Source organism: Micromonospora sp. WMMB235 (genome assembly GCF_001855515.1).
In the GTDB taxonomy this organism is placed as follows: domain Bacteria; phylum Actinomycetota; class Actinomycetes; order Mycobacteriales; family Micromonosporaceae; genus Micromonospora; species Micromonospora aurantiaca.
Genome location: NZ_MDRX01000001.1, coordinates 3,258,972 through 3,279,376, shown reverse-complemented (window position 1 = coordinate 3,279,376; position 20,405 = coordinate 3,258,972). Strand labels below are relative to the sequence as shown.

At 73.5% G+C, this 20,405-nt stretch carries 22 protein-coding genes; 15 read left to right on the top strand and 7 right to left on the bottom strand.

What is annotated here, in order from left to right; translation table 11 throughout:
- The first annotated feature begins 73 nt into the window (after positions 1-73).
- The 4 genes from BFV98_RS13750 (at position 74) to BFV98_RS13735 (ending at position 3,933) form a co-directional block, all read left to right on the top strand.
- A complete protein-coding gene (locus BFV98_RS13750) occupies positions 74-1,309 on the top strand; it encodes a sensor histidine kinase (RefSeq protein ID WP_013284325.1) in 1,236 nt (411 codons plus the stop codon).
- Positions 1,306-1,977: a response regulator transcription factor gene (locus BFV98_RS13745; protein ID WP_013284326.1), complete on the top strand. Its 672-nt coding sequence runs from the start codon at positions 1,306-1,308 to the stop codon at positions 1,975-1,977. The genes BFV98_RS13750 and BFV98_RS13745 overlap by 4 nt, the downstream gene beginning before the upstream one ends.
- 30 nt (positions 1,978-2,007) lie before the next feature.
- Positions 2,008-3,327: an ATP-binding protein gene (locus BFV98_RS13740; protein WP_255368103.1), complete on the top strand. Its 1,320-nt coding sequence runs from the start codon at positions 2,008-2,010 to the stop codon at positions 3,325-3,327.
- Between the two features lie 87 nt (positions 3,328-3,414).
- On the top strand, positions 3,415-3,933 hold the full coding sequence (locus tag BFV98_RS13735; protein ID WP_013284328.1) for a hypothetical protein: 519 nt from the start codon (positions 3,415-3,417) through the stop codon (positions 3,931-3,933).
- Positions 3,934-4,111: 178 nt separating this feature from the next.
- On the opposite strand, the gene BFV98_RS13730 is transcribed toward BFV98_RS13735, so the two are convergent.
- Positions 4,112-4,891: a D-Ala-D-Ala carboxypeptidase family metallohydrolase gene (locus tag BFV98_RS13730; protein ID WP_013474201.1), complete on the bottom strand. Its 780-nt coding sequence runs from the start codon at positions 4,889-4,891 to the stop codon at positions 4,112-4,114.
- A 257-nt stretch (positions 4,892-5,148) separates the two neighbouring features.
- Here BFV98_RS13730 and BFV98_RS13725 point away from each other — a divergent pair, with 257 nt between their 5' ends.
- On the top strand, positions 5,149-5,790 hold the full coding sequence (locus BFV98_RS13725; RefSeq protein WP_030272928.1) for a hypothetical protein: 642 nt from the start codon (positions 5,149-5,151) through the stop codon (positions 5,788-5,790).
- 32 nt (positions 5,791-5,822) lie between these two features.
- On the top strand, positions 5,823-6,287 hold the full coding sequence (locus tag BFV98_RS13720; protein WP_013284331.1) for a PPOX class F420-dependent oxidoreductase: 465 nt from the start codon (positions 5,823-5,825) through the stop codon (positions 6,285-6,287).
- A 16-nt stretch (positions 6,288-6,303) separates the two neighbouring features.
- Here BFV98_RS13720 and BFV98_RS13715 read toward each other — a convergent pair whose 3' ends face one another.
- Complete coding sequence (locus BFV98_RS13715; protein WP_013284332.1) at positions 6,304-6,945, bottom strand: NAD(P)-dependent oxidoreductase; 642 nt, start codon at positions 6,943-6,945, stop codon at positions 6,304-6,306.
- 54 nt (positions 6,946-6,999) lie between these two features.
- On the bottom strand, positions 7,000-8,232 hold the full coding sequence (locus tag BFV98_RS13710) for a serine hydrolase (RefSeq protein WP_013474203.1): 1,233 nt from the start codon (positions 8,230-8,232) through the stop codon (positions 7,000-7,002).
- 56 nt (positions 8,233-8,288) lie between these two features.
- Between BFV98_RS13710 and BFV98_RS13705 the strand changes: the two genes are divergently transcribed.
- The 5 genes from BFV98_RS13705 (at position 8,289) to BFV98_RS13685 (ending at position 12,722) form a co-directional block, all read left to right on the top strand.
- On the top strand, positions 8,289-8,882 hold the full coding sequence (locus BFV98_RS13705; protein WP_071096553.1) for a pentapeptide repeat-containing protein: 594 nt from the start codon (positions 8,289-8,291) through the stop codon (positions 8,880-8,882).
- 54 nt (positions 8,883-8,936) lie between these two features.
- A complete protein-coding gene (locus BFV98_RS13700) occupies positions 8,937-9,389 on the top strand; it encodes a pyridoxamine 5'-phosphate oxidase family protein (protein WP_013284335.1) in 453 nt (150 codons plus the stop codon).
- A 748-nt stretch (positions 9,390-10,137) separates the two neighbouring features.
- Complete coding sequence (locus BFV98_RS13695) at positions 10,138-11,286, top strand: hypothetical protein (RefSeq protein WP_255368102.1); 1,149 nt, start codon at positions 10,138-10,140, stop codon at positions 11,284-11,286.
- A 125-nt stretch (positions 11,287-11,411) separates the two neighbouring features.
- Complete coding sequence (locus BFV98_RS13690) at positions 11,412-12,323, top strand: hypothetical protein (protein WP_255368101.1); 912 nt, start codon at positions 11,412-11,414, stop codon at positions 12,321-12,323.
- An 87-nt stretch (positions 12,324-12,410) separates the two neighbouring features.
- Positions 12,411-12,722 (top strand): hypothetical protein, encoded by a 312-nt coding sequence (locus BFV98_RS13685; protein ID WP_013284338.1) that lies wholly within the window; start codon positions 12,411-12,413, stop codon positions 12,720-12,722.
- Positions 12,723-12,744: 22 nt separating this feature from the next.
- Here the strand turns inward: BFV98_RS13685 and dacB are convergent, their stop codons facing one another.
- The gene (gene dacB / locus BFV98_RS13680; RefSeq protein ID WP_071096549.1) at positions 12,745-14,328 is read right to left on the bottom strand and encodes a D-alanyl-D-alanine carboxypeptidase/D-alanyl-D-alanine-endopeptidase; all 1,584 of its coding nucleotides are present in this window, start codon (positions 14,326-14,328) and stop codon (positions 12,745-12,747) included.
- A gap of 316 nt (positions 14,329-14,644) precedes the next feature.
- Between dacB and BFV98_RS13675 the strand changes: the two genes are divergently transcribed.
- Positions 14,645-14,926 (top strand): iron-sulfur cluster biosynthesis family protein, encoded by a 282-nt coding sequence (locus BFV98_RS13675; RefSeq protein WP_013284340.1) that lies wholly within the window; start codon positions 14,645-14,647, stop codon positions 14,924-14,926.
- Positions 14,927-14,928: 2 nt separating this feature from the next.
- On the opposite strand, the gene BFV98_RS13670 is transcribed toward BFV98_RS13675, so the two are convergent.
- The gene (locus BFV98_RS13670) at positions 14,929-15,945 is read right to left on the bottom strand and encodes a beta family protein (RefSeq protein WP_176921696.1); all 1,017 of its coding nucleotides are present in this window, start codon (positions 15,943-15,945) and stop codon (positions 14,929-14,931) included.
- Positions 15,946-16,224: 279 nt separating this feature from the next.
- Between BFV98_RS13670 and BFV98_RS13665 the strand changes: the two genes are divergently transcribed.
- Both BFV98_RS13665 and BFV98_RS13660 read left to right on the top strand, forming a co-directional pair.
- Positions 16,225-16,629: a hypothetical protein gene (locus BFV98_RS13665; RefSeq protein ID WP_013284342.1), complete on the top strand. Its 405-nt coding sequence runs from the start codon at positions 16,225-16,227 to the stop codon at positions 16,627-16,629.
- Between the two features lie 249 nt (positions 16,630-16,878).
- Positions 16,879-17,271, top strand: coding sequence for a cupin domain-containing protein (locus BFV98_RS13660; RefSeq protein ID WP_013284343.1), 393 nt, complete (start codon positions 16,879-16,881; stop codon positions 17,269-17,271).
- A 48-nt stretch (positions 17,272-17,319) separates the two neighbouring features.
- On the opposite strand, the gene BFV98_RS13655 is transcribed toward BFV98_RS13660, so the two are convergent.
- Together BFV98_RS13655 and BFV98_RS13650 are read right to left on the bottom strand one after the other, a co-directional pair.
- Entirely contained in the window at positions 17,320-18,501 is a 1,182-nt protein-coding gene (locus BFV98_RS13655) for a threonine synthase (protein WP_071096546.1), read from the bottom strand.
- A gap of 8 nt (positions 18,502-18,509) precedes the next feature.
- Entirely contained in the window at positions 18,510-19,544 is a 1,035-nt protein-coding gene (locus BFV98_RS13650) for a DNA polymerase ligase N-terminal domain-containing protein (protein ID WP_071096544.1), read from the bottom strand.
- Between the two features lie 78 nt (positions 19,545-19,622).
- Between BFV98_RS13650 and BFV98_RS13645 the strand changes: the two genes are divergently transcribed.
- Positions 19,623-20,405 carry an aldo/keto reductase gene (locus BFV98_RS13645; protein ID WP_013284346.1) on the top strand — a complete coding sequence of 261 codons (783 nt, stop codon included), beginning with the start codon at positions 19,623-19,625 and terminating at the stop codon, positions 20,403-20,405.

Sequence of the window (20,405 nt, the reverse complement as noted above, 5' to 3'; positions counted from 1 at the left end):
TCGACCTCGGTTCACCGCAGGCGTCGACTTTGGTAGCTGGTAGCCGGTCCGGAGGGCTTCCTAGCATGGACGGGTGACCAGTGCCGCCGTACCCGATCATCCCTGGCTCCTGCCGGGCTCCCTGGTGCCCGCCCGAGCCGCCCGGCGGACGCCGCGGGACTGGTTCGTGGACGGCGTGCTGTTCGTGGCCTCGCTGCTCTGGGTGCTGATCGCGCACGGCGACGTGACCAGCGCCACCCCGGAGTTCGGCCTCAACGCCGGTCCGGCCTGGCTGGAGGAGGTCGACCTGCTCGTCGGCCTGCTCGTCAGCGGCGCGCTCTGGCTGCGCCGGCGCTGGCCGGTCGGGCTCGCGGTGGCGACCGCGCCGCTGGCGCTCTTCTCGGTCACCGGCGGTGTCGCGCTGCTGGTCATCGTGTTCACCGTGCTGGTCCACCGGCCGCTGCCGGTGGGCCTGGCGCTGGTGGCCTGGCAACTGTTGAGCCTGCCGGTCTACCTCGCGGTCCGGCCCGACCCGACGCTGCCGGTCTGGGCCTCCGCCGTGTGGACCGGGCTGTTCATCTGCGTGGTGGTGGCGTGGGCGTTGTTCGTCCGCGCCCGCCGCCAGCTCGTGCTGTCCCTGCGGGACCGGGCCGAGCGGGCCGAGGCCGAGCAGCAACTCCGGCTCGACCAGGCCCGGCAGCTCGAACGCGGCCGGATCGCCCGGGAGATGCACGACGTGCTCGCCCACCGGATCTCCCTGCTCAGCCTGCACGCCGGCGCGCTGGAGTTCCGGCCGGACGCGCCGCCGGAGGAGGTGGCGCGGGCGGCCGGGGTGATCCGGGCCAGCGCGCACGCCGCGCTCCAGGACCTGCGCGAGGTGATCGGCGTGCTGCGGGCCGAGGTCGGCTCCGAGGCCACGCCGGAACGGCCGCAGCCCACGCTGGCCGACGTGCCCGCGCTGGTCGCCGAGAGTCGCGACGCCGGGGTACGGGTCACCGTGGTCGACGAGGTGATCGAGCCGGAGGCGGTGCCCGCGGCGATCGGGCGCAGCGCGTACCGGATCGTGCAGGAAGGGCTGACCAATGCCCGCAAGCACGCGCCCGGCGCGGTGGTCACGGTCCGGCTGGCGGGCGGCCCGGGGGACGGGCTGGCGGTGGAGATCCACAACCCGTGGCCGGTCGGCGCGTCGCCCACCGCCATTCCCGGCGCCGGCACCGGGCTGGTCGGGATCGCGGAACGGGTCACGCTCGCCGGTGGCCGCCTCGAACACGGGCGGGACGCCGACGGCGGGTTCCGGCTGACCGCCTGGCTGCCCTGGGCGGCCCGGTGAGCGCGCCGGTGCGGGTGCTGATCGTCGACGACGATCCCCTGGTCCGCGGCGCGCTGTCGATGATCCTCGGCGGCGTACCCGACCTGGCGGTGGTCGGCGAGGCCACCGACGGCGCCGAGGTGCCGGCGGCGGTCGCCGCGTACGCCCCGGACGTGGTGCTGATGGACATCCGCATGCCCCGGGTCGACGGGCTGGCCGCCACCGAGGCGCTGCGGGCCACCCCGGAACCGCCCGAGGTGCTGGTGCTCACCACGTTCGACGCCGACGAGCAGGTGCTGCGGGCGCTGCGCGCCGGGGCGAGCGGCTTCCTGCTCAAGGACACCCCGCCGGCCGAGATCGTGGCGGCGGTACGCCGGGTCGCGGCGGGGGAGGCGACGCTGTCCCCGGCGGTGACCCGCAAGCTCATCGCGCACGTCACCGGCACCGCGCCGGTGGCGAGCCCGGACCCGAAGCGGGAGCGGGCGGTACGGCTGCTCGACGGCCTCTCCGAGCGGGAGCGGGAGGTCGCGGTGCTGCTCGGCCGGGGCCGGACCAACGCGGAGATCTCCGCCGAGTTGTTCATGAGCGTGGCGACCGTGAAGGCGTACGTGTCGCGCCTGCTGACGAAGCTCGACCTGAACAACCGCGTGCAGGTGGCCCTGCTGGTCCAGGACGCCGGCCTGGTCTGACGCGCAGGACGGCCCGGACGAGCAGTGCTCATGCGAGGACGTCGCCGGGTGGGCAAGTCCCGCCTCGTGGAGGAGTTCGTCGAGCGTACGGGCGTACCCCACCTCTTCTTCACCGCCTCGGCGCAACCCACACCCGCCGCCGACCTGCGGCTCTTCGTTGCGGCGGCGGCCGGCTCGACACTTCCCGGAGCGGGTCTGTTCGCCGGGCAGGCACCGGCCACCTGGGACGCGGCACTCACCCTCCTCGCCGCCGCGCTGCCCGCGGACCAGACCAGCGTCGTCGTGCTCGACGAGATGCCCTACCTCATCGCCACCGATCCAGGTTTCGAGGGCACCCTCCAGAAGGTCTTCGACCGGGAGTTGTCCCGTAGGCCGGTCCTGCTGATCTGCGTCGGCTCGGACCTGGCGATGATGGAGGCGCTCAACGACTACGGTCGGCCGTTCCACCAACGCGCGACCGAAATGGTCGTGCCGCCGCTGAGCCCCGGCGACGTGGGCGAGATGCTCCAGCTGCCGTCGGCGGATGCCATCGATGCGTACCTCGTCACCGGCGGCCTGCCGCTCGTCCTCGACGACTGGGCCCCCGGCGAGACCGTGCGCGACTACCTCGCCAAGGCTGTCCCGGATCCCACGTCCGCACTGATCGTCAGCGGGGAACGGGCCTTCGCTGCCGAGTTTCCGCCGCAGTCCCAGCCGGGCGTGGTGCTGCGCGCCATCGGCTCCGGGGAGCGCACCGCCTCCTCCATCGCGCGGGCCGCCGGCGGAATCCCGCAGGCTTCGCTGCACCGCGCGCTCCGACTGCTGGCTGACAAACGGATCGTGGAGGCCACCCTCCCGCTGTCCACCCGTCCTTCGCGCGAGACCCGGTACGTGGTCGCCGATCCGCATCTCCGCTTCTGGCTCGCCTTCCTCGATCCCTACCTCGCCGAGATCGAGCGCGGCAGAGGGGATCTGACCCTCGCCCGCATCCACTCGTCCTGGACCTCATGGCGGGGACGTGCGGTCGAGCCGGTGATCCGGGAGTCGCTGCGCCGGCTGCCGCCGGGGCACCTGCCGTTCGAGACGGCGGTGGTGGGCGGGTACTGGACGCGTATCAACGATCCCGAGATCGACCTGGTCGGCGGTGACCGTAGCCCGGTGGCCAAGCGGATCACGTTCGTGGGCTCGGTCAAGTGGCTGGAGAACGGCGCGTTCGACGGTCACGACCTGGCCCGGCTGCTTCACCACCGCGCCCAGCTACCGGGCGCCGACGACCAGACGCCGGTCGTCGCGGTGGTGCGCAGTGGCCGTGCGGTTGACGGTGTCACGGCGATCGGGCCGGCCGAACTGCTCGCCGCGTGGCGGGATTGAACTGCTGCCGTTTCCCGGCCGTACCAGTGGTCGAGGATGTGGTGCGGCCGTTCCGCTGCACCGCTGCCGAGCTGCGGGAGGCCTGCCGTGCGAGTTGGTGAGCAGTCGACGGATCCCATCGACCAGATCCTGGGCGAGGTGCCGGTACCGGCGCCGTTGACCCCCGAGGACGTCCGCCTCGCGGTCCGGGCGGTGGTGGTGCACGCCGCCGAGGAGTGGCCCGCGGGGCCGAAGTGCCGCAACGACGGCTCGTCGTTCCCCTGCCGGTTGCATCGCTGGGGCCGGCGGGTACTGGAGACACACGGTCTCAACGACCGTCAGATCGACGCGCTGATCCGGCACGGCAACCCGTTCGTGCACGTGCCCTTCCCGTTCGTGCTGACCGGCCCGTCCGGCGCCCGTCCGGCCGCCGGGCAGGCCGGACGTCCGGTGCCGGGACAGCCGGCGCGGGCGGTGCCGGGTCAGGCCGTCCGCCCGGCCGCCGCGGCTCAGGCGGCGCGCGGTCCGGTCCCGCGGGTCGCCGCGCCGCCGGTCCGGCCCGGTCTGCGGCCCGTCGCCGCCCGGTCGGCTCCCACCGCCCGGCCCCGCTGGCCCCGGGCGAGCTGACCCCGTCGCCAGGCCCTGGGCGATCCGACCCGTCGCCCGGTCCGGGTGAGCCGACGCCCGGCGCCCGGTTCCGGTCGCGTCGACGCCCCGTCGCGGAGCGGCGTCGGTCGTGCCGGAGCATGCCGACGGCGGCCCGGCCGGGGAGCCCCCACCCCCGTGCCGGGCCGCCGTCACCGCGTTACTCGACCCCGCAGTCCGGGGCGGACCAGTCCCTGGTGTTGGGCACCTTGTCCCGGTTGTTCTCCCGCCGCGAGTCCACGTGCGTGTGGTCGTCGTGGTCCGGGTAGCCGGGGCCGTAGATGCCGCTGAAGCCCTGGTCGCGGGCGGAACGGGCGATGTCGCAGAGGCTGCGGTGCTTGGCGATCAGGTCGGCCGCGTTGCCGTAGAGGTGCTGGCTGTCCGCGGCGCCGCCGACCTGCCGGTTGCAGGCGATGCTGCGGAACCCGCTGGTCACGTAGAGCGGCTTGTCGCCGAGGCTGCGCCGCAGCGCCTCCAGCTTCCACATGGTGCGCAGCGCGTTCTCCCGGGTGGCCGACGACGAGAGCGGGCCACCGGCCCACCCGCCCTTGCCGCAGCCGTTGTCCAGCTCGGCGTAGCTGAAGTGCTTCGGCGTGCAGTCGCTGTCCTTCTGCAGGTCGTAGATCTTGGCGAACGTCTTCGGTCCGGCCACGCCGTCGGCCCGCAGCCCGTACGCGGCCTGGAAGCGCTTGACAGCGGCGGCTGTCTCCGGGCCGTACACGCCGTCGACCCGGACGATGCCGCCGTACGCTGCCCAGCCGGCCACCCGGATCTGGAGCTGCCGTACGTCGGAGCCGGACTGTCCCTGGGACAGCATGCGGTTCCAGGTGTAGCAGCCGTCGGCGTGGGCCGGTGGCGCGGCCACGACGGTCGCCACGGCGGCCCCGGGCAGGGCCAGCGCGAACGCGACCGCCGCCCGCTTCAGGGTGTTGACGCGCACAGAGTCCTCCCGATGTCAGAGCGGAACTGGGGTTGGACGGGCACATCGACCGGTACGTCCCGTCTCTCTCACCGTGACAGGTGAGAGGATTCTTCGTGGTGATTAGCCGAAATTGTTCTCACATCAGGCGGTTGCTGGATATCGGCTGTGAATAGTGCCTGTTTGCGAACGCGCCGCCGGGTGTCGCCCGTCGGAGGTGGGCGGTAACGTCTGCTCCCGGACCCGGGCGGCGACCTCGACGGGCGGGGAGGTGGGCGTTGGCGCGTGGCGGCGTGTTCTGCGTCGAGGGGCAGTGGCACCGCGACCTCAACGAACGAGGATCCGTCCTGCCCACGCTCGACCTGCTCGAACGGCTCGGCCGCATCCGCTACATCCACAAGGACGCGGCCACCCGCGACGAGCTGTTCTACTTCGTCGACAGGTGGCTGCTCAAGCAGTACGCGGATCACCGGGTGGGCTTCTTCGCCATGCACGGCGAGCCGAGCCGGCTCTGCCTCACCGACTGGGACTCGGTCGAGCTGTCGGACGTGGCCGAGCGGATGGCCGGCCGCTGCGAGGGCCGCCGCCTCTACTTCGGCAGCTGCTCGGTGCTGCGCGCCTCCGACGCCACGCTGCGCGAGTTCCTCGACGTCACCGGCGCGGCGCTGATCTGCGGCTTCACCCGCGAGGTCGACTGGGTCGAGTCGGCCGCCTTCGAGACGGTGCTGCTCGACGTGCTCGCCAACGGTCAGCGCCACAACGCCGCCGAGGTGCGGATGCGCTCGGCGCACTGGGCGCCGCTCGCCGCGTACCTCGGTTTCCGGGTGATCTACGCCAACGGCCGTGCCTGGCGGCCCTCGGCCCGCCCGCGGGTGCCGGAGCAGGTCCCGGCGCAGCGGGCCGCCGGGCGTCCGCGCTGAGATCGACCGGCCGGCCTGGTAGAACCGAGGGCATGGCACGCAGCATCGCGAAGAACACCCGGGTCGACCGGGACGCCCTGATCGAGTTCCTCCGCCCCCGCCACCACGTCGTGCTCATGACCACCCGCTCCGACGGGCGCCCGCAGTCCTCCCCGGTGGCGTGCGGCGTGGACGCCGAGGGCCGCCTGGTCATCTCCACCTATCCCGAACGCGCCAAGGTCGCCAACATCCGCCGCGACCCGCGCGTCTCCGCGTGCGTGCTCTCCGACGACTGGAACGGCCCGTGGGTGCAGGTCGACGGCGTGGCCGAGGTGCTCGACCTGCCCGAGGCGCTGGAGCCGCTCGTCGACTACTTCCGCAGCATCTCCGGCGAGCACCCGGACTGGGACGAGTACCGGTCGGCGATGGTCGCGCAGGGCAAGTCACTGATCCGCGTCACGATCGAGTCCTGGGGTCCGATCGCCACCGGCGGCTTCCCGGCCCGGCTGGCCGACTGAAGCAGTACGCGCCGGATCAGTACGCGACGGTGAAGCGGGCGTTGCCGAACCGGGGATTCTCGATCTCGTCGACGATCGCCACCGCCAGGTCCTCGTAGGTGAGCACCGACCGGCCCTGCGCGTCGGTCACCGGCTGGTCGGTGCCGGTGCGGTAGTGCCCGGTCCGCTCACCCGGGTGGAACTCCAGCGGCGGCGGGGAGACGTACGTCCAGGTCACCCCGTCCGCGCTGGTGCGGTAGAACTCCAGCGCGTCGGCCTGGCCGTGCGCCGAGTCCCGGTACTCCTCCGGGAAGTCCGGCTCGTCCAGGTAACGGGTGCCCTTCGGCGTGAGCAGCGTCGAGCCGCCGCCGACGTGGATCACCCGAGGTGGGTCGGGCAACTCACGCAGCGTGTCGACCAGCGTCCGCGCGGCGTCGCGCCACAACTCGCGCTCGCCGCCGCCGATGGCCACCACCAGCACGTCCGCATCCTCGGCCAATTCGCGTACGCTCCGCGCCGAGGTGGCGTCGCCGGTCACCGTGCGTACGCCGGGGGGTAGGTAGCCGACCGCCTCCGGACGCCGCACCGCCGCTGTCACCCGATGCCCCCGCTCGACCGCCTCGGCCGCGATCCGCGAGCCCGCCGTCCCGCCGGCGCCGAACACGACGATGTCGCTCATGCCTCACAGGCTAGGCAGCCCACAGGCGGGCGGCGGGAGTTCCGCCGAACCGGCTCAGTCGACGATCGCCGAGTAGACGAGCTGGCGCAACTGGCTGCGCAGCGGGTACGTGCTCGACGGCATCAGCTGGGTGAACAGCAGCGCGGTGACCTCCTCCACCGGGTCCACCCAGAACGCGGTGCTGGCCAGGCCGCCCCAGTAGAACTCGCCGACGCTGCTCGGCACCCGCGACGGCACCGGGTCCAGCACCACCGCGAAGCCCAGCCCGAAGCCGATCCCGTCGAGGATCGTCTCGGCGAAGCCCTCCGGCGAGAACGAGGCCAGATCCCGGTTGCCCGGCAGATGGTTGCGGGTCATGAAGCGCACCGTGCGCGGGCCGAGCAGGCGGACCCCGTCCAGCTCGCCGCCGCGCAGCAAAAACTGGGTGAACCGGTGGTAGTCGGCCGCCGTGGAGACCAGCCCGCCGCCGCCGGAGTGCCAGGTCGGCTCCGCCAGCGCGGCCCGGCCCACCCCGTCGGCGCGTACCGCCTGGCCGGTGGCCGGGTGCGGGGCGTAGAGGGCGGCCAGGCGCTTGGAGTCCGCCGCGTCCACCCACCAGCGGGTGTCCGTCATGCCCAGCGGGCCCAGGATGCGCTCGGCGAAGAACGCGTCCAGCGACTGCCCGGAGATCACCTCGACCAGGCGGCCCAGCACGTCGGTGGAGACGCCGTAGTTCCAGCTCGTGCCCGGCTGGAACAGCAGCGGCAGCCGGGCCAGCCCGGCCGAGGCCGCCGCCAGGTCCGCGCCCGCCGGCACGCCCAGGTCGAAGCCGGCCGCCCGGTACAGGCCGTCGACCACCGAGACCTGGGCGAAGCCGTACGTCAGGCCGGCCGTGTGGGTGAGCAGGTGCCAGATCCGGATCGGCTCGACCGCCGGCACGGTGTACGGCTTGAGCACCGACCCCCGGTCGTAGACGCGTACGTCGGCGAACTCCGGCAGCCAGCGGCTGACCGGGTCGTTCAGCTCGAACCGGCCCTCCTCCCAGAGCATCATCGCCGCGACCGAGGTGATCGGCTTGGTCATCGAGTAGATGCGCCACAGCGTGTCCGCCTCGACCGGCGTACCGGCCTCCCGGTCCCGCAGCCCGTACGTCGAGGAGTGGGCGACCTCGCCCCGGCGGCTGACGACGATCTGCCAGCCGGCGAGCCGGCCGTCGTCGACGTACCGGGCGAAGTGCTCGTCGATCCGCGCCAGCCGGGCGGAAGCGAAGCCGACGTGGCCGGGATCGGTGCTCACCGTGACACTCACGACGCGAACCTACCCGCAGGTACCTCGGCCCCGGAAGTGTCATTAGGGTCGGTGGCATGCCCGAGCCGGTCGAGGACGTCACCTACCGCCAGCAGGACTGGTACGCCGAGGAGCTGGCCGACCGGCACTTCGTGCGATGCGAGTTCTTCCACGTCGACCTGACCGAGGCGGTCAGCCGGGGCGCTGTCTTCACCGACTGCGTGTTCGGCAACGTGGCGTTCAACGCCTCCCGGCACACCGACTCGGCGTTCACCAGGTGCTCGTTCAGCAAGTGCAACCTCTTCGAGGCCGAGTTCACCGGCTGCAAGCTGGTCGGCAGCACGTTCGACCGCTGCGACCTGCGCCCGCTGCGAGTCGACCGGGGCGACTGGTCCTTCGTCACGCTCGCCGGCGCCGACCTGCGCGGGGCGCGGATCACCGACGTACGGATGCGGGAGGTCGACCTGACCGGGGCCGACCTGACCGGCGCGACGCTGACCGGCGTGGACCTCTCCGGCGCCGAGTTGCACGCCGCCAAGCTGATCCGGGCCGACCTGCGCGGCAGTGACCTGTCCGCGCTCGACCCGACTGCGGTGCAGCGTTCCGGCGCGCGGATCGACGCCGAGCAGGCGGTGATGCTGGCCCAGGCGCTCGGTTTCCAGGTGGGCTGAGTCCGCTGGGAAATGTGCCGCGGGTTGTCAGGTTTTCCGGACACACTCGGGCGTATGACATGGTGGTCCGACCTGGTGGCGGCCGAGCCCGAGTTCGCGGCGCGGGTACGCGCCCGCTTCGCGGTCCGCAAGCACGGCACGATGGCGACACTGCGGCGGGACGGCTCGCCGCGGATCAGCGGTACCGAGTTCGACTTCGGTGACGACGGGCAGCTGCGGCTGGGCAGCATGGCCGGCGCGGTCAAGGCGCTCGATCTGCGCCGCGATCCCCGGGTGGCGCTGCACAGCCCGACCGAGGACGCCCCGCCGGACGACCCGTCCACCTGGGACGGAGACGCGAAGATCGCCGGCCGGGCGCACGAGGAGCCGCCCGCCGAGGACGGCTCGCACAGTTTCCGGATCGAGCTGACCGAGGTGGTGCTCACCCGGGTGGGCGACCCACCAGACCACCTCGTGATCGAGAGCTGGCACCCCACCCGAGGCCTCGAACGCCGCACCCGCCACTGACCCGCCGCCCCCACCCGCTGACACGCGTCGATCATGAAGTTAGCGGCCTTGGATGCCCGTTTTGCCGCCGCCAACTTCATGATCGACCCGACGGTCTCGGGTGGGCGCGGTCCGCCGTGGCTGGGTACGGAGATCTTGGTACGGAATGGCCCCTGTGGGGGCGGAAATCTCCAAGATCTGTCCTGCTGGGATGGCCGGCGCCGGGCAGGCGTGGGAATTGCGAGGGCTGATGCCTTCTGCAAGATCGCGTTCTGTGTCATCCTCCCTACGGCGAGCCACGGGGCCGGGCCGCTCGCCGCCGGTGGCCGAGGGAGGGTCGGTGGCTGAGGACGACATCGCGCGTACCGGGATCCGGGTCGGGGGCTGGCTGCCCACACCGGACGACGGGGTCGACGCGCCGGAGCGCCCCGCCGGTCCACGCCGCCTCCCTGGGGACACGGATCCCGCCACGCCCCGGACGGTGACCCCGCCGGACGGGGACCGTCCACCGGCCGACCCGGACGATCGGGTTTCCGTGGGGGACCTGGAACCGCCGGGTACCGCTGTCTGGCCGCCTCCGCGTACCGCCGGCCCGTCGACTCCCGACCTCCCCGCCGCGGGCCCGCTTCCAGCCAACATGCCCGTGCCCGGCACGCTCCCCGCAGGCCCTCCCGCGCCCGGCCCTCCTACGTCGACTCCGCCCAGCCCCGACCCGCCAGCCTCCCGGACGCTCGGGCCAGGCCCGCTCGCCTCCGGGACGTCGGCGTCGGTGCCCGAGCCGCGTCCGAGTCCGCCCGGCGGCCGGGTTCCGCTGGTCGGGCCGGCCCCGATCGGGTTGCACCTGTCCGGCCCGTCACCGGTCCGGCCGGGTGCAGCCGACGAGCCGGCCGGCTCCGGTCTGCCTCAGGAGGCGGAGGCGAGACCGGGCCGGCACTCCGCCCGGGAGAGCATCCCGGCGCGCCTCGCCGGCCTGACCGGCGGCCTGTCCGACGTGACCGGCGGGATCGGTGCCCGGCTGCGCGCCGCCGCCCGAGCGGCCAAGGCCCGGCTGAGCCGGACCCTAGCCCCGATCGCCGGTCCGATGCGCCCCCCGCCCGACGCCCCGGCCACCCGCGTCGCCGCGGCCCGGGCGCGGCGTCGACGCCGGCGCGCCGTACTGGCGGCCGTGGCCGTGACCGGCCTGGTGGCGGCGCTGGCGTACGCGGCCAGGTCGTCCACGCCACCCCCGCTGACCCGGGAGACCGCGCCCGTGGCGGCACCCGGCAACCAGGCACCGAACGACCAAGCACCAAGCGGCCAAGCACCCAGCGGCCAGGCGCCGAGCCGACAAGCGCCCAGCGACCAGGCACCGGCCACCGGCGACCCGGTCGCACCCGGCGGGCCGCTGCTCGACGTGGACCTGGCGCCGCTGCCGGGGTCGTTGTCGCTCACCGACCTCGGTACGCGGGACTGGCGGCACTGGGGCGGGACCGGCGCGGACAGCTTCCATCGCAAGGCGGGCGGTACGGGCGAGATCCAGGATCCGGGTGGCGAGCGGCTGGAGCACAACGCGGGCGCGTGTGATCTCCAGTGGACCGACGGCACGCCGACGGCGCGTCAGGAGGGCACCCGGGCGGGTGTCTTCCAGCGCGGCGCCGGGAAGAGCTTCACGCTCGGCGTGGCCGGGAGCGGGGATGTGCGTACGGTCCGGTTGTTCGTCGGCACGTTCTCGGCCGGTGCGCGGCTCGACCTGTCGCTGTCCAGCGGTGGAGATCCCGCCGTCCGCGAGGTCGCCCTCGCCGCGGGCGACCGCTTCTACCAGTACGTCATCCGCTTCCGGGCGGCCCCCGGGGAGCGGCTGCTGATCAGGTGGCACGCCCTGACGGTGACCGGGGGGCAGAACGACGGGGTGGCGTTGCAGGCGATCACGGTAAGCTGAGCGGCCGGTCCGGCGGGCGGTCGTCAGGTAACGAACTGGAAACGCCCGTCACTCGACATATGGCGCAAAGAGCCGTGCGGTGACACCGTGAAGCCCGTCGCGCACCTGTCGTTTCCGGCGGTGTCGTGACCGAAGTGGAGGGTGTGGTGGGCCAGGAGGACCGTCCGCGTACCGGCCCCGGCTCGCACCGGCACGGCCTTCCGCGTACCCGGTCCGCGCTGCGCCGGCTGCGCCGCCGGCGGCGGCTGATGCTGGAAGGGCTGGCCGCGGTCCTCTGCCTGGCGGCGCTGGCCGTCTACCTCGGCGTCGAACGGCACGGCACGCCACGCGAGGAGCACGCCGGAGTGCCGGTGGCGCCGCCCGGCCGGGTCGGGCTGCCGAACGAGGCCGGCGACTCGGTGGTCAACCCGGGGCTGCGTCCCCGGCAGCGGCCGCCGTCGCCGAGCCCGTCGCCGTCCACGCCGTCGCCGTCGCCGTCACCGACGCCCGCGCTGCCGCCGACCGTCACCGTCACCCGCGCCGAGGTGCCCGCCACTGTCGACCTCACCGCCGCCGGCCCCACCGACTGGGTCCACTGGGGGCTCACCGGTGCCGACCGGACGGTCCGCAAGCGGGGCGGCTCCGGCGAGATCCGCGACGAGGGCGGCCGGGGGCGGCGGGAGAGCTTCAGCAACAACCCCGAGGCGTACGCCTGGCGTGACGGCAACCCGGTCGCGTCGGCGAGCGGCACCATGTCCGGCGTCTACACCTGCAACCGGGGCAGCGGGTTCAACCTCGCGGTTGCGGCCGACGGGCAGCAGCGCACGGTGCGTCTGTACGCCGGGCTCTGGATGGCCCGCGGCCGCCTCGACGTGCGCGTCTCCAGCGGCGGCTCGGTGACCACGCTGCGGATGGAGGATCCGCACACCGCGCTCACCGCCGAGTTCACGATCAGGTTCCGCGCCCCGCGCGGTGCGAAGCTGCTGATGAACTGGACGGTGGAGGAGTCGCTCGGCGACTGCGGCAACGTCAGTCTCCAGGCGGTGGCGCTGCGCTGAGCGGGGACAGTTTGTCCGTCGCGTACCCGGCCGGGCGTCGTACGTTTCGGTTGTCCCGTCCGACCATCCTCTGTGGAGGCCCGACCGATGACCGGCCCTGCCCCCGTCGCCCCCGCCCGCCCGCGCACCGACTGTGACGTGCTGCGCGAGATCCCGATGCCGCCGTACGTGACGGTCGAGGACGTCCAGTTCGCGGTGCGGGCGGTGGTGGTGCACGCGCCGCGGGCCTGGTCGGGCGGGACCATCTGCCGCAACGACGCCAGCCCGCACCCGTGCCGCCTGCACGTGTGGGGCCGCCGGGTGCTCACGCTGCGCGGGCTGCCGTCGGCCGAGATCGACGCGCTGGTCGAGCGCGGCGATCCCGCGGCCGACCCGCGTCCGTACCGCCCCGGCGCCTGAGCACCGGGGCGGCACGGGCCGGTCAGCAGAGCGCGGGCTTCACCCAGGAGCACTCCCGGCCCTCCGGCACGCGCGGCGACTCGGGCGCGGCCGGCACCGTCCGCCGGGCGGTCGCCGTCTCCTTCTCGGTGTACGAGGCCAGCGCGATGGCGATCTGGTCCTCCAGCCCCTTCACCGACGAGGTGAGGTAGTTGTTCAGCACGATCGAGAAGGCGAGCAGCCGCCCGTCGGCGTCGGTGACGTAGCCGGAGAGTGCTGACGCGCCGGTCAGGCTGCCGGTCTTGGCGTGCACGTTGTTCGCTGCTGCCGTGCCGCCCATCCGGCTGCGCAGCGTTCCGCCCACGAACCGGTCCGGATTGCCGGCCACCGGCAGCGCGGCGTACCAGGTGTCGAACCACGGTTCGGCGCGGACCGCCGAGAGCAGCGTGACGAACTGGGCCGGCGGGACGAGGTTGCGCCGGGACAGCCCGGAACCGTCGCGTTGGCGCAGCGTGCCGGTGTCCACTCCGGCGTCGCCCACGTACCCGCTGATCGCTGACAGCCCGGCGGCCCAGGTGCCGGATCCGGAGAGCTGCCGGCCCAGTTCCTTGGTCAGCACCTCGGCGTGACCGTTGTTGGAGAGCTTGAGGAACGGCACCATCAGGTCGGCCAGCGGCATCGAGTCGTGCCGGGCGAGCGGCTTGGCGGTGTCGGGGGTGGCGGTGCCGAGCACGGTCCGGCCGAGCACCCGTACGCCGTGCCGCCGCAGCGCGGAGCGGAACACGTCGGCGGCGTACCCGGTCGGTTCCCACACGGTGACCCAGTCGCTCTCGGCGGCCTGGCCGACGGCGATCTGGCCGGTCACCACCACCGTGTTGCCGCCGTGCTCGCGCTCGAAGGAGATGGTGGTCTCGCCGTCGGCGACCGTCTCGGCCCGGTTGTCGATCCGCAGCCAGCCGTTGTCAGGCGTCATGGTGATCTTCGGCCGGGCGCCGGCCCGGGTGCCCGGCGCGGCGTGGACGATCACGGTGCCGGCGTCGTAGTCGGTGTCCGGGGCCACTGTCAGCGCCGACACCTGGGCGGCGTAGTAGTAGGGCTCGTCGTCCCAGGTCCAGTCCGGACCGAGGCGGCCCTTGTCGTACCGGGTGTCGTCGGCGATCAGATCGCCCGCGACCACGCGTACGCCGGCCGCGGCGACCTGCTCGGCGAGCCGGTCGTAGTCGGCGGCGAGGATGGTGGGGTCGCCGCCGCCGCGCAGGTAGAGGTCGCCGGAGAGCATCCCGGCGCGCCGCGGCCCGTCGGCGCTCACCTCGGTGGTGAAGCGGTGGCCCGGACCGAGGAGTTCCATCGCCGCCGCCGAGGTGAGCAGCTTCGTGTTGGAGGCGGGGATGAGCCGCCGGGTGCCGTTGCGGTCGTAGAGCGTGCGGCCGGTGGTGGTGTCGACGACGACCACGCCCGCCTGCGCTCCGTTGAGCCGGCTGTCGGCGAGGACGGCGTCGATGGTGGCGTTCAGCCGGGTCTGCGCGGGGGTGGGCGCTTCGGCGGTGGCGGTGGTGGTGCCGGCGGCAGCCGCGGTGGCGACCAGCGCCAGCACCGCGAGCGCCCGGGGGAATAGGCGACGATGCATGGGAAGATGCTGCCACGGAGATTTCCTGCGGGAAAGGCTCCGGCGCGAAAGGTTATTTGCGGCCGCCGATGCCGCCACCGCAAACCCCCGGTGTTCCCGGTACGGCTCGGGGAAAACCCCTGTTCACCGGGGAGCGGCCGATCGCCGGGTTCCGTTTGACGGATGACCTGGCAGCGGGCACGGTGGGGGTGAGGGCGGTGGAACCGCCCTGCTTCCAGCGCGGCGAGATCGTGTCTCGCCCGCTTCCGGGTCGCGAGCCGACCGCGTGGGCCGTGTCGCCCGCGAAACCCGACATCCAGCCATGAGGAGTTCAGCCATGCTGACCATGACCGACAACGCCGTCCTGGTGATCCGTGACCTCGCCGCCCAGCAGGACGTCGCCGACGCCGGCGGGCTGCGCATCGCCGCCGACACCGACGCCGGTTCGCTCTCGATCGAGCTGGTGCCGCAGCCGGTGCAGGGCGACCAGGTGGTGGACACCGAGGGTGCGCGCATCTTCCTCGACTCGGACGCGGCCGAGCTGCTCAACGACACGTCGGTGGACGCGATGGTCGACGAGGAGGGCGTGGTCCAGTTCGGGTTCACCGAGAAGGAGTGAACTCAGCCGGCGCGCTGGTCCGGTTCCGGCCGGACCAGCGCGGCCAGCACGTGCGCCAGGTGGTGCGAGGTGCTCCACGCGATCCAGTTGGCGGGTGAGCCCGCGCCGGCGCCCCGCCGGGCCCGCCGGACGATCTCGTGGTCGCCCCACGAGAAGCCGGCCCCGGCCGAAGACCAGTGCGGTGCGGCAGTGAGCGAGCGGCACAGGTCGGCGAAGCGCTCGTCGCCCCGCCCACCCCGCCGCGACCAGCGGTAGACCCACCACGCGTCGTCGGCTGCCCAGCGCAGCGTCGGTGTCCGGTCGCCCGGCTCGTCCGCGTCGCGTACCGCGCAGCCGACGCCGTAGTCGCCGTACCCGAGGCGCAGATCGGCCAGACGCCGCCAGAGCGACCAGTCGTACCGCTCCAGGCGGACCGGTTCGTCCACCGGCAGCCGGGACAGGGCCGGCGGCATCCCGCCGGCCGCCACCGTCACCGAGCGCCAGGCGTGCCGCCGGGCCCACTGCGCCGCCCGCCGGACCCTCGGCTCGGCCAGCCGGACGTCAGCCTGGCAGCACACGTCCCCGGCGTCGAGCAGCAGGTCGCACTGCTCGGGCAGCAGGCCGGTCACCCGCCATACCCGTTCCGCGGCCGCGGTTGCGGCGTCCGGCCCGGCCCGGTCCGGACCGACGCGCAACCGGACGACCGCGTGGTGTGCCCAGACCCGGGCCGCCGCGCCGTGCGCGGCCAGCCGCCGGTCACTGTCCGCGAGACCGATGACCGGCACCAGCGGTACGCCCCAGCGGACCGGGTCGTGTTCCGTGGCGTCCGGCAGCGCCGACACGTCGACGGCGGGCAGCAGCCCGGCGGGCAGCCGGGTCAGGGAGTCCACGATGGACGTCGCGTCCGCCGGGACGTCGAGGATCGGTGCGAGCAGCGCGGCGGAGGCGTCGTCGAGCCGGGCCAGCGCCTCCAGTTCCCCACGCCGCGCGGCCAGCACCGGGCGGTAGACCGGAGATCGACCTCGGAGCGGCGGCACCATACTTCAATGTAGCCAGACGATTGCGCTGCGTCATGGCTTCCGGTCGGCTCCGGTGCCGGAGCGGGCGTCGCAGGGGTCGGCGGAGCCGGTCGCGAATCGACCGCAAGGCCGACGTATCCGCAGCTCAGAGCTGTCCACTGTCAGTGATCGGACAGTCCTCCGGCTGGTTGCCGGGCGGTTCGCCGACATAGCGTCGGAATCACCGAGGGGGACCGCCGACGATCGCCCGGACGCGTACGAACGCCTCCTGCCGGCGTACCGGCGGGAGAGAGGATCACCATGCCCAGCCGTAGAGCTAGGAGGGAAACCACCGGCCAGCCGATCCCGAGCATGCGGGAGGCCGCGCGCGCCGACACCGAGATCAACTCGTGTTCGCCGGTCGGGTTGCCGGCCACCGCACGCATGCTGTTCGCCGTGGTCGACGCCAACGGAAGGCTCGTCCGCGGCCTCGGCGCCACCTCGGCCACCCGGCTCGCCGCCGGGATGTACCAGGTCTCGTTCGACCAGGACGTGGCCGGAGCGGCGTACGTCGGGACGGTCGGCCCCGCGACCGCCAACGGGCTGGTCCCGCAGGGTGTCATCACCGTGGCGCCGCGCTCGGGCATCGCCAACGCGGTGTTCGTCGAGACGCACGGCACGAGCGGGCACGCGGACCGCCCGTTCCACCTGGCCGTGCTGGCCTGACCGGACGCGCAGACGAGCGCACGGCGCCGCACGACCTCCGGTCGTAACGTCGCCGCGCTCCGGCCGTCTCCCACCACCGCAGCCGTACGGCGGTACGCCGGCGGGGACCTGGCTCGACCGGCCCAGCCCGCACCGGTCTTGTCGGCAGCACATGCCCCCTCTCAGGGGATCCAAACCGGATCGGCGTGGGGAATTCCACCATCTGCGACTCCCGGCGTGGCGGGCGCGGGATCGGGGTATGAGCGGACCATGGAGCATTTCACGATCGCGACAGTCGCCGAGAAGAGTCCCGACTTCCGCCGCGTGCTCTGGACCGGGGAGCACACCCAGCTGGTCATCATGACCATTCCGCCGGGCGGCGAGATCGGCGAGGAGGTCCACGAGGGCATCGACCAGATCCTCACGTTCGTCAGCGGCACCGGCGAGGCGCGGGTGGCCGGGGAGAAGAAGGAGGTCGTCTCCGGCGACCTGGTGGTCGTGCCGGCCGGCACGAAGCACAACTTCGTCAACACCGGGCCGAACCCGCTGGTCCTCTACACCGTCTACGGTCCGCCGGAGCACGCCGACGGCGCGGTGCACAAGACGAAGGAGGAGGCGGACGCCGCCGAGGAGGCGGGCGAGGACGAGCCGCCGACGTCCTGACGCCCGGTGCGCACGTGTTAAGCGGGGGCCCCTGCTCTACCGGAGACGTTAAGAAGGGGCCCCTCCTTGCACCAGGCCGGGGTATTTCAGGCCCGCGCCGGTGTTGAGCACCACCACGCGCTCCCCGGGCCGGATCCACCCGCCCGCGCGCAGGTGCCGGGCGGCGGTCAGGCAGGCCGCGCCCTCCGGGCAGAGCAGCAGCCCTTCCCGGGCGGCGAAGTCACGCAGGTCGGTGAGGATCTCCGCGTCGTCCACCGCGATCGCGGTGCCGGCGCTGTCCCGCAGCGCGGACAGGATCAGCTCGTCGCCGAGCGGCGCGGGCACGGTGATGCCGAACGCGACGGTGTGCGCGTCCTCCCACGGGGTGACGCGCTCCTCCCCGGCCGCGAACGCCCGCACGATCGGCGCGCACCCGGTGGACTGCACCGCGACCAGCCGGGGCAGCCGGTCCTCCACCCAGCCCAGTTCGCGCAGCTCGTGCAGCGCCTTGTGGATGCCGATCAGCCCGACGCCACCGCCGGTCGGATAGACGATCACGTCGGGCACCTGCCAGCCGAGCTGCTCGACGATCTCGTACCCCATGGTCTTCTTGCCTTCGAGGCGGTACGGCTCGCGCAGCGTGCCGGCGTCGAAGATCCCCCCGTCCGACCCGGCGATCAGCTCGGCGATGTCCCGGCCCGCGTCGTTGATCAGGCCGTCGATCAGCCGCAGGTCGGCGCCGGCGGCGAGGCACTCCTCGCGGCAGATCGTCGGCGCGGCCAGCGGCATGGCGATCGTCGCGCCCATCCCGGCCCGCGCCGCGTACGTGGCCCAGGCCGCGCCGGCGTTGCCGTTCGTGGGCATGGCGATCCGCTGCACGCCCAGCTCCCGGGCCCGGCTCACGCCCACCGACGCGCCGCGCGCCTTGAACGACCCGGTCGGGGTCAGCCCTTCGTCCTTGACGATCAGGTCCGCGATGCCGATCTCGTGGCCGTACGCCGGCGCGCGCCACATCGGCGTCCAGCCCTCGCCCAGCGTGGTGACGAAGCGGGGATCGGCCACCGGCAGCAGCTCCCGGTAGCGCCACAGGTCGGCCGGGCGCAGCCCGAACTGCTCCGGGGCGACGGTGGCGGCCACCGCGGCGAGGTCGTAGCGGGCCAGCAGCGGCGAGCCGCAGCCGCACAGGTTCTGCAACACGTCGGCCGGGTGTTCACTGCCGCAGCGCGGGCACTCCAGGTGCGTCAGGTGCACGGTGGTCCTCAGCTCGCGTCGATGCTCAGCCAGTGCCGGCTGCGCCGGCCCGGCTCGTACGGGGAGTCGAGGCGTTTCGCCACCACTCCCGGGAGCCCCTGCTCACGGGCGGCCCGTAGGGCGTCCGCGCCGACTCCCGGGAACCACGGCGGAGTCTGCCAGTGCGGACCGGTGAGCGCCAGACCGTCGAGCAGGTCACGGCGTTGCGCGTACGGCACGTCGAGGCTGGACACGCCCTCCAGCCAGAGCAGGTCGACGGCGAGGAACTGCCCGTCGCGCCGGGTCGGCGGACGGACCCTCCCGGCCGGGTCGATCCTTACCAGCACGCCGTCGATCACCGCCTCGGCCGGGGCCAGCGCCTCGGCCATCGCCCGCGTCCACGGGTACTCCCCGGTGACCTCCGTGTCGTCGCCGTCGAGCAGCCGCAGCCGGCCGCCCGAGACGTACGCCATCGCGCGCACGCCCGCCCAGCGCAGCTCGTACCCCCAGGCGGCGGCGTCGCGCGGCAGCCGCCCGCCCTCGGCGGGCAGCATCGGGCGGACCAGCTCGGGCATCGGCGTCCAGCCCTCCGGCGCCGGGTCGGTACGCCTGATCATCCAGTCCCGGCCCCGGCCGCCGGTGGCGAACAGCACGTACCGGCCCTTCGTGCGCTCGCCGTCCAGCACCACGATCACCTCGTCGTCGCGCCACTTCTCCGCGCGGTAGGTGCCGGTGTCGTGCACGATCATCCGCCCGCCGCCGTACTCCCCGGCGGGGATCTCCCCGTGGAACGTCAGGTACTCCATCGGGTGGTCCTCGGTGTGCACGGCCAGGTGGTTGCGGCCCGGGTCGCGGGGCAGGCCGCGCGGCACGGCCCAGGAGGCCAGCACGCCGTCGTGCTCCAGCCGCAGGTCCCAGTGCAGGCTCCGGGCGTGGTGCTGCTGGATGACGAAGCGGGGTGCGCGCCGCGCCGACCGCTTCCGCCCGGGAGCCCGCTCGGGCACCGGTTCCGGGGTACGCGCGGCGTCCCGTTTCCGCCGGTACTCCTCCAGCCGGTCCGCCATCCCCGCATCCTCCCCCAGACGCGCCGTGCGCGCCGGGATGCCGGTGTGTGTGCGGCGAACCGGGGTAGAACGGGGGACATGGACAGCGACCAGCCCACCCTTCCGCTCGCCGGCGACGTCCGGATCCCGCTGCTCGGCTTCGGCACGTGGCAGGCCACCGGCGAGGCCGGGTGCCAGGCGGTGCTCGCCGCGCTGGACGCCGGCTACCGCCACATCGACACGGCCACGATGTACGGCAACGAGAAGGAGGTCGGGCGGGCGGTCAAGGAGAGCGGGCTGCGCCGGGAGGACGTCTTCATCACCACCAAGCTGCCGCCGGACCGGGTGGGCCGGGAGCGGGAGACCATCGAGGCCAGCCTGGCCGCCCTGGACACCGATTACGTCGACCTGTGGCTGGTGCACTGGCCGCCGTCCGCGCCCGGCGACAGCATCCCGGTGTGGCGGGAGATGCTCGCCGCGCGGGACGAGAACATGGCGCGCACGGTCGGGGTGAGCAACTACTCGATCGGCCAGATCGACGAGCTGATCCAGGCCACCGAGGAGACGCCGGCGGTCAACCAGATCCGCTGGAGCCCGTCGCTGTACGACAGGCACACGCACGCCGCCCACCGGGACCGGGGCGTGGCGCTGGAGGGGTACAGCCCGTTCAAGGCCAGCGACCTGTCCGACCCGGTGCTGGTCCGCATCGCCCAGGCGCACGACGTGTCACCGGCCCAGGTGGTGCTGCGCTGGCACATCGACCACGAGATCGTGGTCATCCCGAAGTCGGTCACGCCGGAGCGCATCCGTGCCAACGTCGACGTGTTCGGGTTCTCGCTCACCGCCGAGGAGATGCGCGACATCGACGCGCTCGCCGGCTGA